The organism is Azospirillum melinis, assembly GCF_013340935.1.
Lineage (GTDB): Bacteria > Pseudomonadota > Alphaproteobacteria > Azospirillales > Azospirillaceae > Azospirillum > Azospirillum melinis.
The window spans coordinates 69,205-82,530 of the sequence record NZ_WHOS01000026.1 but is presented as its reverse complement, the minus strand read 5'-3'; the positions used below and the strand labels follow the sequence as shown (position 1 = coordinate 82,530).

The 13,326-nt window shown below is 65.2% G+C and carries 11 protein-coding genes; 6 read left to right on the top strand and 5 right to left on the bottom strand.

Annotated elements, in window-relative coordinates; genetic code table 11:
- Window positions 1–91 precede the first annotated feature (91 nt).
- Both GBZ48_RS19670 and GBZ48_RS19665 read right to left on the bottom strand, forming a co-directional pair.
- Complete coding sequence (locus tag GBZ48_RS19670) at window positions 92–1,132, bottom strand: aspartate-semialdehyde dehydrogenase (RefSeq protein WP_174472537.1); 1,041 nt, start codon at window positions 1,130–1,132, stop codon at window positions 92–94.
- A 287-nt stretch (window positions 1,133–1,419) separates the two neighbouring features.
- Complete coding sequence (locus GBZ48_RS19665) at window positions 1,420–3,918, bottom strand: glycogen/starch/alpha-glucan phosphorylase (RefSeq protein ID WP_174472536.1); 2,499 nt, start codon at window positions 3,916–3,918, stop codon at window positions 1,420–1,422.
- A gap of 179 nt (window positions 3,919–4,097) precedes the next feature.
- Here GBZ48_RS19665 and GBZ48_RS19660 point away from each other — a divergent pair, with 179 nt between their 5' ends.
- Window positions 4,098–4,622 (top strand): GNAT family N-acetyltransferase, encoded by a 525-nt coding sequence (locus GBZ48_RS19660; RefSeq protein ID WP_174472535.1) that lies wholly within the window; start codon window positions 4,098–4,100, stop codon window positions 4,620–4,622.
- A 466-nt stretch (window positions 4,623–5,088) separates the two neighbouring features.
- A complete protein-coding gene (locus tag GBZ48_RS19655; RefSeq protein ID WP_174472534.1) occupies window positions 5,089–5,562 on the top strand; it encodes a sigma-70 family RNA polymerase sigma factor in 474 nt (157 codons plus the stop codon).
- Window positions 5,563–5,754: 192 nt separating this feature from the next.
- On the opposite strand, the gene GBZ48_RS19650 is transcribed toward GBZ48_RS19655, so the two are convergent.
- A complete protein-coding gene (locus GBZ48_RS19650) occupies window positions 5,755–6,621 on the bottom strand; it encodes an SDR family oxidoreductase (RefSeq protein ID WP_174472533.1) in 867 nt (288 codons plus the stop codon).
- A gap of 360 nt (window positions 6,622–6,981) precedes the next feature.
- On the opposite strand from GBZ48_RS19650, the gene GBZ48_RS19645 reads away from it, so the two are divergent.
- A complete protein-coding gene (locus tag GBZ48_RS19645) occupies window positions 6,982–7,191 on the top strand; it encodes an anti-sigma factor family protein (RefSeq protein WP_246307318.1) in 210 nt (69 codons plus the stop codon).
- A gap of 108 nt (window positions 7,192–7,299) precedes the next feature.
- Complete coding sequence (locus GBZ48_RS19640) at window positions 7,300–8,778, top strand: hypothetical protein (protein ID WP_174472531.1); 1,479 nt, start codon at window positions 7,300–7,302, stop codon at window positions 8,776–8,778.
- A gap of 45 nt (window positions 8,779–8,823) precedes the next feature.
- On the opposite strand, the gene GBZ48_RS19635 is transcribed toward GBZ48_RS19640, so the two are convergent.
- Window positions 8,824–10,116, bottom strand: a complete 1,293-nt coding sequence (locus tag GBZ48_RS19635) for a tetratricopeptide repeat protein (protein WP_246307325.1) — start codon at window positions 10,114–10,116, stop codon at window positions 8,824–8,826.
- Between the two features lie 720 nt (window positions 10,117–10,836).
- Here GBZ48_RS19635 and GBZ48_RS19630 point away from each other — a divergent pair.
- Window positions 10,837–11,448 carry a transglycosylase SLT domain-containing protein gene (locus GBZ48_RS19630; RefSeq protein ID WP_246307317.1) on the top strand — a complete coding sequence of 204 codons (612 nt, stop codon included), beginning with the start codon at window positions 10,837–10,839 and terminating at the stop codon, window positions 11,446–11,448.
- Between the two features lie 82 nt (window positions 11,449–11,530).
- Window positions 11,531–12,370, top strand: coding sequence for a 23S rRNA (adenine(2030)-N(6))-methyltransferase RlmJ (locus tag GBZ48_RS19625; RefSeq protein WP_174472528.1), 840 nt, complete (start codon window positions 11,531–11,533; stop codon window positions 12,368–12,370).
- Between the two features lie 111 nt (window positions 12,371–12,481).
- On the opposite strand, the gene GBZ48_RS19620 is transcribed toward GBZ48_RS19625, so the two are convergent.
- Entirely contained in the window at window positions 12,482–13,144 is a 663-nt protein-coding gene (locus GBZ48_RS19620; RefSeq protein ID WP_174472527.1) for a phasin family protein, read from the bottom strand.
- Window positions 13,145–13,326: the final 182 nt, after the last annotated feature.

Sequence of the window (13,326 nt, the reverse complement as noted above, 5' to 3'; positions counted from 1 at the left end):
CGAAAGGGCCGACAGGCGAAACACGCCCGTCGGCCCCTGTCGCATTACATAGCAGTGCCTGCCCTGGGATTCCAGAGCATTGCCGTCTGCCTTACAGAGCCAGCTCGGCGATCTGCACGGCGTTCAGGGCAGCGCCCTTCAGCAGCTGGTCGCCGCAGACGAACAGGTCCAGGCCATGGTCGCCGAAGACGATGTTGTTGCGGATACGGCCGACCTCGACGTCATACTGTCCCGTGGCGTTCAGCGGCATCGGGTAGGCGCCGTTGGCCGGATCGTCCACCACCTTCACGCCGGCGGCATCGGCCAGGACGGCACGGGCGGCGTCGGGCGTGACCGGCTGGATGGTCTCCAGCGTGATGGCTTCGGAGTGGGCGCGGTAGGTCGGAATGCGGACGGCGGTGCAGCTGACCGGCAGATCCGGAACCTCCATGATCTTCCGCGTCTCCCACGTGACCTTCATCTCCTCCTTCGTGTAGCCGTTCTCCTGAAAAGCGTCGATCTGGGGGATCAGGTTGAAGGGGATCGGGTGGCGGAACACGCTGTTGCTGACCGGCTTGCCGTCCAGCTGGTTGCGCGTCTGCTCTTCCAGCTCGGCCATGCCCTCGGCGCCGGCGCCGCTGGTCGCCTGATAGGTGGAGACGATGGCGCGCTTGATGCCGAAAGCCTTGTGCAGCGGACCGAGCGCCACGACGGCGATGGCCGTGGTGCAGTTCGGGTTGGCGATCAGGCGCGACCCGGCGGCGTACGCCTCGCGGAAGACGTGGGCGTTGATTTCCGGAACGATCAGCGGGATGTCGGCGTCGTAGCGGAAGGCGGAGCTGTTGTCGATCACCAGCGCACCGGCCGACGCCAGATCCTTGGCATGCGCCTTGGCGAAATCGCCCGACACCGCCAGCAGGACAACGTCATACCCCTTCACCACCGCGGCGTCGAAGGCCTTCAGGGTCAGGGCGCCATAGGGGGTCTCCTGAACCTTGCCGGCGGAGCGTTCGGAGGCGAACAGGCCGAGTTCGGCGACCGGGAAGCTGCGGTCGTGAAGGACCTTGACCATCTCGCGGCCGACGGCGCCGGTGGCGCCGACCACGGCGACGCGGAGGGACTGGGAAGAAGCGGAGGCGTTGCTGCTGCTCATGGCGGGGTTCCGTCCTGTCTATCGCACTGTTGATCGGACCGGCCTATCGGTCGTTCGGACAGCGGACCCCGGATACGACGAGGCCCCGTCCGTTGTCCGGCGGGGCCTGCCTCGTGGAAGAAACGCTGGTCGATCCGATCAGCACGCACCACGACGCTGCCCGCCGAAGCGAGTCGCTTTTTTGGTCGTAGTGATGGTGATGGCCTTGCGGTTCATGACGCCTTCTTATCCGAACGCGCAGGCATTGTAAAGCACCTGCGCGTTCGCCCTTTCAGAAATTACCGGCTTTACCGGAACCCTTCGCCGTCATGGCTCGGCTTGACCGGGTGTACGTCCCAGATCTCGCCTGCATACTCGTTGACGGTACGGTCGGACGAGAACCAGCCCATGTTGGCGGTGTTCAGGATGGCCTTGCGGGTCCATTCCTCGGGGTCGCGGTACAGTTGCATCGCCGCATCCTGCGCCCGGCAATAGTCGGCGAAGTCCGCCGTCACCAGGAAATGGTCGCCGCCGTCGGTCAGCGCCTGGACGATCGGGTGGTAGCGGTTGCGGTCGTCCGGCGAGAAGGCGCCGGTCGAGATCATGTCGAGCGCCCGTTTCAGGCTGGGATTCGACGCGATCACCTCGCGCGGGTTGAAACCGCCGCTGGCGCGCAGGTCGTTCACCTCATCCGCGGTCATGCCGAAGATGAAGATGTTGTCCGCACCCACATGCTCGCGGATCTCGACGTTGGCGCCGTCCAGCGTACCGATGGTCAGCGCACCATTCAGGGCCAGCTTCATGTTGCCGGTGCCCGACGCCTCCATGCCGGCGGTGGAGATCTGCTCCGACAGATCGGCCGCCGGGATGATGATCTCAGCCGCGGTGACGTTGTAGTTCGGCAGCAGCACGACCTTCAGGTTGTCGTGCACCGACGGATCGTGGTTCACCACCTTGGCGACGTCATTGATCAGTTTGATGATCAGCTTGGCCATGTGATAGGAGGGCGCCGCCTTGCCGGCGAACACCTTGGTCACCGGAACCCAGCTGACCGTCGGGTTGTCGCGCATCTCGTTATAAAGCGCGATGGTGTGCAGCACGTTCAGCAGCTGGCGCTTGTATTCGTGCATGCGCTTGACCTGCACGTCGAAGATGCTGTCGACCAGCACCTCCTCGCCGGTCTGGCGGGCGATGTAGGCGGCCAGACGCTTCTTGTTCTTGCGCTTGGCCCGGCGGAATTCTTCGCGGAACACCACGTCGTCGGCCTTCTCGCGCAGCGCCGCGATCTGCGACAGGTCGGAGATCCAGCCCTCGCCGATGCGGGTTGTGATCAGTTCCGACAGGGCCGGGTTGGCCTGCTTCAGCCAGCGGCGCGGCGTGATGCCGTTGGTCTTGTTGTTGATGCGGTCCGGAAATTCCTCATGGAAGTCGGCGAACACCGTCTGCTTCATCAGATCGGTGTGCAGTGCCGACACCCCGTTGACCTTGTGCGAACCGAGGAAGGCGAGGTTGCCCATGCGCACGCGGCGTTCGCCGCGCTCGTCGATCAGCGACAGGCGCGACAGCTTGGCATTGTCGCCGGCAGCCTTAGCCTTTGTGCGGTTCAGGAACTTGGCGTTGATCTCGTAGATGATCTGCATGTGGCGCGGCAGCACCCGCTCGATCATCCGCACCGGCCAGGCTTCCAGCGCCTCGGGCAGCAGGGTGTGGTTGGTGTAGGCGAAGGTGGCGCGGGTGATCTCCCACGCATCGTCCCAGCGCAGCGCATGCTGATCGACCAGCAGGCGCATCAGTTCGGCAATGCCGATGGCCGGGTGGGTGTCGTTCAGCTGGATCGCCGCCTTGTTGGGCAGGTTCTCGAAGGTGGAGTGATGCTGAAGGTAGCGGCGCAGGATGTCCTGCAAGGAGGCGGAGGTGAAGAAATACTCCTGCTTCAGCCGCAGTTCCTTGCCGGTCTCCGTCGCGTCGTTGGGATAGAGGACGCGGCTGAGATTCTCCGACAGGATCTTCTGCTCGACCGCCTTCATATAGGCGCCGTCGTTGAAATGGCCGAAGTTGAAGTCGCGGGTGGCACGGGCCGACCACAGGCGCAGCGTGTTGATCGTCTCGCCGCCGAAGCCGACGACCGGCGTGTCATAGGCCATCGCCAGCACGCGGTCGGCATCGACCCAGCGGTAGGCGCGCTCGCCGACGCTGTCGCGGAACTCCTCGACGCGGCCGTAGAATTGGACCGGATACAACACCTCCGGACGGGCGAATTCCCACGGGTTGCCGAATTGCAGCCACTGTTCGGGGTATTCGACCTGCCAGCCGTTCTCGAAGCGCTGCTCGAACAGGCCGAACTCGTAGCGGATGCCATAACCGTAACCGGGCAGACCCTGCGAGGCCATGCTGTCGAGGAAACAGGCGGCCAGACGACCGAGGCCGCCGTTGCCGAGTGCGGCGTCCGGCTCGGCGTCGACCACATCCTCCATCGACAAGCCGAGGCGGTCGAGCGCCTGACGGCACTCGTCCACGATGCCCAGGTTCGACAGGCTGTTGGTCAGCAGGCGCCCGATCAGGAACTCCAGTGAAAGGTAATAAACGCGCTTGGCGTCTTCATGATAATAGCTGCGGGTCGTGTCCATCCAGCGGTCGACGACGCGGTCGCGGACGGCCAGCGCCACGGTGTGGAACCAGTCGCGGCGCGTGGCGGCGCGTGCATCCTTGCCGACCGAATAAACCAGCCATTCCAGGAACGACCGTTTGAGGCCATCGACATCAAGGCTGCGGCGTTCGATGTCGCGAGATTTGAACCGAGCGTCCATGTCCTGACTTTCTGCGTGAAAGGCCAATAGGAGCGGGCGGCTGGAAGGACGGCGCTCCGTATATGGGGGAAGTGTCTGCCCTGTTGGTTAAGCAAAGCTTTCCCCAGATGGAACCTACCGTCGTTTCGCTGTGGTAAAAGGGAGTAGGTTGTCATCCCCTTCCCTATTTCCCATCAACGATGCGTCACGAATCCGATCCTGTCCACTGCGATGCAACATGCATCGCCATCCGCCACGCCGAATCGGCCGATATTCCTGCGCTGCTGGCGATCGAGGAGCAGAGCTTCGCGACCGACCGGATGACGCAACGCAACTTCCGCTATGCGATCCGACAAGCGAAAGGTGTGGTGCTTGTGGCATACCGCCAAGTACCAAAGGTGCAAGAATGGCCGCCTTGCCATCAGCCAGCTGCCTATGGGGTTGTCGGATTCCATGCCGGGACGCCCTTCGCCCGGCTGACCTCCTTCGCCGTGGCCCCGGACGAACGTGGGCAGGGACTCGGCCGCAGCCTGCTTGCCGCCCTGGAGAAAGCTGCCGCCGACCATGGCTGCCGCGGCATGAGACTGGAGGTGCGGGCCGACAATGCTGCGGCAATCGCCCTCTACACCGCCGCCGGCTATCGCCGTTTCTCCGTCTATCCGGATTATTACGAGGACGGAATGGCGGCGCTGCGCCTGGAAAAGCTGTTGAGTCCCGGCCACTGACTGTTGCAGGGGCGCACCGGCAGCCGCGTTCGATGGTGGTAAGCCCGGCAAGCGGAGCCTGGACCGGAATCGCCGGATTCTGCCACCGATGTCACTCTTTCCGAATCCTGCGGTGGAACATCCTCGGCGCACGGCGCGTTTAGCTCCCGACACGATCAACGACGGGCAACAACGGGACCGCCTCAATGACGCCACCGCCGACCGGATCGTTCCACAACACCCCGCATAGGCAGCCGACCCGCGCCAGATGACGGGCCGGCCCCTGGGCACCCGGGAGACCATCCCCAGGACGCCCTGAGCGATCAAGACCGAAAATGCACTGTCAGCCCTTCGAACCGGTGGCGCCGCTTTTGCGCGCCGGAAAGCCCAACGCCGTCCCCGCTCCGCGCCCCGCCTGACCGCGACGGGCGCCGCCGCCGACCAAGCTGGCGGGAGACGTACACAGACCGTGGAGGAAGGAAAGACCATGGCGTACTCGTTCGAACACGAACTGATCCGCTGCATGCCGAACCTGCAGCGCTATGCCTGCAAGCTGACCCGTGACGCCAACGCCGCAGAAGACCTGCTGCAGGACTGCCTGGCCCGCGCCTTGTCGCGCCAGCATCGTTTCGAACCCGGCACCAACATGCAGGCTTGGCTGACCACCATGCTGAAGAACCTGCACTTCAACAACCTGCAGCGCGACCGCCATGTGACGAAGGTGGAACTGTGGGACGGCGCCATGTCGGTCGATGCGGCGCAGATGTCGCGACTGGTTTTCCGCGATGTCGACCGGGCCTTTTCCTCCCTCACCCCCAGCCAGCGCAAAGTCGTCAAGCTGGTCGCCATTGAAGGCCGTCCCTATCAGGAAGCGGCGGAAACGCTGAACGTGTCGATTGGCACCATCCGCTCGCGCCTGTGCCGGGCGCGGGAACGGCTGAACAACCTGATGGCCGCCTGATCGACCGGAATTCCTCCACGTCAACGCTTCGTCCGCGCCAAATCGGCCATGAACGCCCTCCGCAGTCCGCTGCAGGGGGCGTTCGCGTCATGTGGGGCCTTTCCACGCCAGGCCCGGAAGACGCCGACAGCGCGAGATGACCGGGGACGGCTCCGGTGCCGCTGGCCCTCGGAGCCGCCCGCCTGTCGTCCGTCAGCCATTCACCACGGTGCCGCCATTCGGGTGCAGCACCTGACCGGACATATAAGAAGAGTCATCGGATGCCAGGAACACATAAGCCGGCGCCACCTCGTCGGGTTGGCCGGCACGTTTCATCGGCACGTTGCTGCCAAACTTCTCCACCTTTTCCTCGTCGAAGGTGGAGGGGATCAGCGGAGTCCAGATCGGACCGGGCGCCACCGCATTGACGCGGATGCCGCGGTCGGCCAGCGACATCGACAGCGACCGGGTGAAGGCGACGATGGCCCCCTTGGTCGCGGAGTAGTCCAGCAATTCCGGACTGCCCTTGTAGGCGGTGACCGATGTGGTGTTGATGATGCAGGCCCCCTCGTGCATGTGTGGCAGCGCGGCCTTCACCATATGGAATTGGCCGAAGATGTTGGTGCGGAAGGTACGCTCCAGCTGTTCGGCGGTGATGTCCTCGATCGATTTCTGCGGATGCTGTTCGGCCGCGTTGTTGATGACGATGTCGATGCGGCCATGCTCGCCGATGAGCTGCTCCACCGCCTTGCGGCAAATCTCCTCGTCGCCGACGTCGCCGCTCAGGATGGTGCAGGGTCGACCTTCGGCTTCGACCAGCCGGCGGGTCTCGCGGGCGTCTTCATCCTCGTTCAGGTACAGGATGCCGACCTTCGCGCCCTCTCGCGCGTACAGTACGGCGATGGCCCGGCCGATGCCGCTGTCGCCGCCGGTGATCAGCGCAACCTTGTCATGCAGCTTGCCACTGCCGCGATAGCCAGGGCGGGTTTCCGACGGCTGCGGTACCATGGGACCCTGATGGCCGGGCCGGGTGTCCTGATGTTGAGGCGGCTGCCTGCTTTCCTGTTGAGCCACGGGCATTCTCCTTGGTTGGCAAGCCATTCGTGCGCGAATGAAATGAGTTGCACATTCACAACAACCCCCAATGCACGGCGTTCCTCACAGAAGAGCGCCGGAACAATCGGCGACATTGCCTTGTTACTTGGCCGGGCGACGCGAAAGAGGATGGCAGTTCCGGATTGCTCGTCTCGAAAGTGAGCAATGATCGCGCCGTTTGTCGGACTGGTATGGCCGAGGATCATGCCCATAAGATGGGGTAGGCGTCCTTTCGGCCGAGCCGTCCGCCAGCGGTTGGAGCCACCGGACGTGTCACGGTTGATCGTGTCCCAGGGGAGAACCCCGGCGACCCATCCGGGAACGACAGAGATGAAGCGTGTAACGATGACCGAAATAAACGCCTATTTGGACGGCGCCCTGGACGAGCGGGAGCGTGCCGAATTCGAGAGCGTGGTCGAGAGCGATCCCGACGCAAAGGCGCTGCTCGCTCAGCATCGCCAGCATGTCGAGGAGCTTCATCGCCTTTACGACCCGGTCCTGAGCGAAGAGGTGCCCCCCCGAATGCTGGAGCTGCTGCGCAAGCGGAACGGCTGACGATCCTCCCGTCGCCCCGCGTTATTTTCTCTCCGTCCGACAGCACATTGCGCTATTGCATGCGGCAGGCCCATCTTTGGGGGAAGGGCCGGTTCGGATGGATGAAGCATGGCGCCCAGACGAGCGGAGCCGAGCATCCTGCTCGGCCCGATCCTGTACTTCCGTGGGGAGCAGCGCGACCGATGGTGGCTGTCGGCGCTGTTCGTTCTGGATGGGGACGTCGAGCCCGAGGATCTGCGGGTGGACGGCGTCACCCTGCCCGTCCCGCCGCGTCACCTGATGGTCTGGCGCCGCCGCCAAGTCTGGCGCTTCGACTTCGCCGTTCCCCGCGGCATGCGCGACACCGATGTCACATACGGCTTTCCTGACGGTCCCCGCTGGAACGTGATCGTTCCGGGCCGTCATTCATTTCCCCGTCTGGCTATTCTTTACGGGAGCGGAATGAGTGGAGATGCCGGTCCCGACGCCAATGCGCCAACCGCTCTCTGGCCCGACCTGATCTCCCGTCATGCCGCCGACCGCTATCACCTGTTGGTTCAGGCGGGCGGGCAGATCGATGGCGACGCGGTGATGTCAGCCTCAGCCCAAGCCCGTGGCTTGCTGACGGATGCGTCGCGGCGGCTTGGCCCTGCCCTGCCCGGCGTGGCGGAGGAATTGATGACCGCCGGCTTCGACCGGATGCTGCGGGTTTGGAGCGGTGCCGCCGCGGCCTCGGCGCTGGCCTCCATCCCTTCAGTGATGATGTGGGATGGCGCCGATCTCGGCCGTCTGCTGGCGGGCGCCTGGAGCAGCCGGGAAGAAGGCGACTCCACATCGCGCAGCCTGCGTCCGATGCTGATGGCGGTGAGGCGTCAGGTCCAGTTGTTCCAGACCGGGTCGGTGGCAGACAGCCCGCCGGATTGCCTGTGGGGGTCCGCCTGCGGAACGCTGGCGCAGGGCTTCGTTCTGGGCGAAGCCGGCCTTCTTGCGCTCGATCTCTGGACCGACCGCAACAGCCGGCGCCTGCTGTCCGAACGGGACTGGAGCCAGTTGTCCGATTGGCTCGACCGCTTTGCCGGATGCCGGCATCTGATCCTGGTCAACGGTGGGCCGCTCCTGTCTCCGGCCGCCGCCTTGCTCGACCGCCTGGGCAGCGCAATTCCGGCCCGGATGCGCAACCGACTGGAGGGGGACCGTTTGTCGTCGGCCGGACGTCATGCCGATTGGGAGAGGATGCTGCGCACTCTGGGTGATTTTTCCCGGCGCAGCGGCTGCCGCATCACCATCGCGTCCCGAGGCCTTGCAGACGGAGCGGGAGCGCGGGGAGTGCTGCGCGGTGGCGGGCTGGAGATGTGGCAGCTCTATGTCCCCACATTCACTGTGCCCGGTCGGTCGGCCGGCTGGCGGTCCCGGCTGGCGGAGCCGCTGGCGATCCGCCCCGATCATCCCCTGCCGGCCCACCGGTTCGAAATGCCGCCCTTCGCGGAAAACGGGCGGCGCCTGCTGCGGGGGGCCGGATGGATCGCGTGCAGCTTCGATGCGAAGGGTCAACTGCATGCCCGCTGGTGCCTGCCCGGCGATGGCGGCCGTTACACCCAAGCCATCTGAAAGGGCCCTCCGCCAAAGAGAGTGTCGAGGTTTGCGGCACCTCCCTTATGGCGCCGCCCGCTCCACCACGAACAGCAGACCGGGAACCGGCACGCCCTTCTCCCGGCGCGGCGTGCAGGGTTCCATCAGGCGGATCGTGAACCCGGCCATGCCCGCGGTTTCCCGAACATAGCCTTCGGCATGGGCATATCGCCGGGTGGCACCGAGGACAAAGGGATCGACCGCCGCTTCGTCCGCCAGACATTCCACGGTCGCGGCGAAACAACCTCCTGGCACCAGAGCGCGGGCCGCCGCGGCGAAGACGGCCGTGAGATCGCCGATATAGACAAGGACATCGGCGGCGACCAGCAGGTCCCAGCCGCCGGGCGTCCGCTCCATTGCCTCCACCACGTCGCCGACGCTCAACTCTTCATAGAGCATGCGCTGGCGCGCCTTCTCGACCATCCTCGGCGACAGATCGACCCCGGCCAGATGCCCGGCAAGTGGTTTGAAGGTCACCCCCGCCAGCCCGGTGCCACAGCCAAGATCGAGAATCCGCAGAGCCGCGGCACCGGGCATTACCCGGTCGACCGCAGAGCGCAGCAGGTCCGGCGCCGCATAGCCGAGTTTGCCGACCAGATCCTGATCGAAACGGTCGGCATAGCGGTCGAACAGGGCGCGGACATAGGCGGCCGACAGGTCGGCGCCCTCCCCGGCTTCCAGGGCGGCGATCAACCCTTCAATGGCCGCCGCCTCATCCCCCTCCGCGAGGTCCCGGGCGTGACGGAGCACAGCCAGAGCCTTCACCGGTTCGCGAAGGGCAAGCCAGCTGCGTCCCAGCGCATGATGGACAGCCGAATCGTCCTCGTACCGGCGGGCGAGCGGCTGAAGCAGCTCGACCGCCGCCAGCGCATCGCCTGACGCGGTCAGTGTTTCGGCCAATGCCAGCACGGCATCGCGGTCGTTGGGGCGCAAAGCCACCGCCTCCCGGAATTCCTCCAATGCCTCCTCGGACCGGCCAAGCGCAGCGAGGCAGCGAGCGAGCCCGAGTCGGACCTGTGCCGAATCGCTCCGCTCCGCCGCCAGAGCGTGGAAAAGCGCATGTGCAGCATCGATTTCGCCGCACTGCCGCAGGGCATCTGCAAGCATCGACCGCCATACCCAGTTTCCCGGCTCAAGCGCGACGGCGCGCCGGAAACAGGCTCCGGCCTGCCCGGCCGGACCATGTGCGCCTTCGGCTTCGGCCAGCGCGGACCATGCTTCACCGTTGTCGGGATCGACAATGAGGGCGGCACGGAATGCGAGCCCGGCCCCGGCGTGATCCCCGGCGTAGAGCCGGTCATATCCAACCCGGAACATTTGATCGAGATTGTAGATTTGCGGCTCGTCGCCGAAGGAGGGCTCCGCTGACACGGATGAATGTCCTCTGGTGTCGGGCTTCGGCCAGGGAGATGCCGCCGGCCCGGAGAACCCGTCTCCGCCCGCCATCGGGCCGTCCCGGGCGATGCTGCGGCTCCGCCACCCCCCGGGCATCCGAGTCCCGGGAAATAAGGCGGCGGAGTTTACTGCCCCAACATGCTGCGCTGCGCAAGGGGGGAGCGAAAATCCTTCCGAAGTGTGATTCCGGCGACACGCGGTCGCAGTAGCCCCGTTTGCGGCCCCTGTTCAAAAGGATAGTGGAGCCGACTTCGCTAACCCTATCGTTATTGCTGGCAAATGTGGCGATTCAATGACTTATGGCCCATGTCGAAGGGCCTAAGCCGTCAGTACCCTGGCTCGGCGTGACATCCTCCGGACGAAAGCTGTGGTATTACCAGGGTGCAAGCGGGTTGACGATGGATCAAATTTTTGGAAGTGTGGCCCCGGCGCCCGATTGGGAGGCGCTGAACATCTGGGTAGGAGGCGGTCGCCGTAAGCGACTCGGTGACCGGAACAACGGCCCCGCGCGGGGGGTCAAACAGCCGCCGTAGAACACGGGGCGACAGCAGAAGGAGGTTTGGGATGCGGGGACGAAATCAGCGCGTAGGCGCCACAGGGTGTGGACGCTTCGCACTGGCTGCGGGACTGCTGACGGCTTCCATGGCTGTCCTCACCGTTTCCGGCACGGCCCAGGCCCAGACCGCGCCCCAGTCGAAGGAAAGCTGCGTCACCCACGCGGTGGAGGCCGAGCAGAAGCTTGGCATCCCGTCCGGCATGCTGGTTGCCATCGCACTGGTGGAAAGCGGCCAGGACGGCGCCCCCCACCCGTTCGCGATGAGCGTTCAGGGTCGCCCCTATTACGCCCGGAACGTCAGTGACGCTGCCCGCCACCTGCGCGACCATCGTGGCCAGCTTCGCAGCAATACCTATGTCGGCTGCATGCAGCTTTCGGTCGCGACTCACCGGGGCGAGTTCCAGCCTCTGGAGAAGATCGTCGAGCCGCGCGACAACGTGTTTTACGCTGGCCAGCTTCTCGTCCGCTTCCACGGCGAGGAAGGCAACTGGAAGACCGCGCTGACCCGCTACAATGGCAGCTCGGGCCGCCGCGCCCAGGCATATGTCTGCAAGATCTGGCAGAGCCTGTCCGAGCTGGACACGCAGAGCGCCAAACTGCTGGCCTCCTCCCGTTGTGAAGACAGCGATCCCGTCAGCGTCGCCCCGCGCACCCGCCGCAGCTTCCGCAACGCCCAGCAGGTCGCGGCCATCAACTGACAGTCGACCCGATAGCCGTGCTGCGTGACGGGAGCTGTGAGAGCGCTGGCGCGGCGCTGTCGGATCGGGTAAACCCCGACGCATGAACTACCGCCATATCTTCCACGCCGGCAACCCGGCCGACGTGATGAAGCACGCCGTCCTGGCTCTGATCCTGGATCATCTGCGCGCCAAGCCGGCACCGTTCTGCGTGCTCGACACCCACGCCGGCATCGGCCGCTACGACCTGACGTCCGAAGCGGCCCGCAAGACGGCGGAGAGCGACGAGGGCATCGGCCGGCTGTTCGGCCATCCCCTGGCGCACCCTGCCCTGGCACCCTATCTCGACGCCGTACAGGCACTGAACCTGGATGGTGTTCTGCGCTGGTACCCGGGTTCCCCCCGCGTTGCCCGTGCGGCCCTGCGCCCGCAGGACCGCATGGTGCTGGTGGAACTGCATCCTGACGACGCCCACACCCTGAAAGCGGAGTTCGCCGGCGACCGCGCCGTCGCCGTCCATCAGTCGGATGCCTACACCGCGCTGAAGGCCCATCTTCCGCCCAAGGAGAAGCGCGGGCTTGTCCTGATCGATCCGCCCTTCGAACAGCCGGATGAGTTCGCCCGCATGGCGGAGGGGCTGGCACTGGCGCACCGCCGCTGGTCCACCGGCATCTTCGCCCTGTGGTATCCGATCAAGGAACGTGCGGCTGTCTGGAGGTTCCAGGATGCGGTGGAAAAGACCGGCATTCCGAAAGTGCTGATCGCCGAACTGACTTGGCACCCCGAAGACACCCATCTCCGGCTGAACGGCTCCGGTCTGCTGATTGTCAATCCGCCCTGGCAGCTTGACGAAACGCTCAAGGCAATGCTGCCCACCCTGCACGACGCCCTGCCCTCGACCGGCGGCGGAACGGCGGTCAGCTGGCTGACGCCCGAGGCGTGATAGGGAAAGCCGGTCCAGTCGCAGAAAAAACCCCGGTCCTGTCGGGCCGGGGTTGAGTCAGGATGGAGACCGTTCGTTATCGATGACGTGCCGTCATCGGCGGCGCGGTGGTCAGAACCGGCGCTCCGCCTGCTGGGCCGCGCCCTCCAGGCGGGCGTTCAGCTTGCCGATTGCGGTGTTGGCTGTGTTCGCCGACAGCTCGGAGATTTTGACGCTGCGGCTGAGAACCAGTTGCATGTTGTCCTTCAGCATGCGGCTCTGGGCTGCATAGAAGTCGGGAACGCTCCGGCTGCGCATCAGGGCGTTCACGCCCTCCGCGTTGCGGGAAGCGACTTCCTGGGCCAGCCCCATCCATTCGCGCCAGGCATTCTGGAGACCGTCGGCCAGCACGCTGCTGCACTGGACCATGACGTCCATGGTCTCGCGGGTCTGGCTGGCGACTTCGCCCTGGGCATCCTTGGACAGGCCCAGAACGCGCTGGAACTGCTCCGTCGTGCGGCCGGCGACGTCGGTGGCGGAGCCCATCGCGGACTTGGCGGCTTCGGCCCCACGACGGGTCATGTCGGCACCGGCATCCATCGCCTTCTGTCCGGCACCCAGACCGGCATCGACAGCGTGGACTCCCGTTTCCGCCGTGGTTCCACCGATCGAGCGCGCGGCATCGGCGGCGCGGCGGGTGGTGGTCTCGCCGGCGCGCGTCAGATCGTCGAGCGCGCCCTTCGCCAGGTCGGCGGTTTCGCGCACACCGGTGGTGGTGTCCTTGTCCATAGCCATGCGGGATGCTCCTCGAATATTTTCGTCCGGGAGGACGCTTCGTCCCAAATCTCGCGTCGGCCATTTATGCTGCACCGCCGAACGAGTTCACTCCTATAACACCCGGAAAACAGAACGTTCCAGGACGCAAAATAATAGCGCCACATACCTTCTTTCGAGGTATGCGGTATTTTGAAATCGAA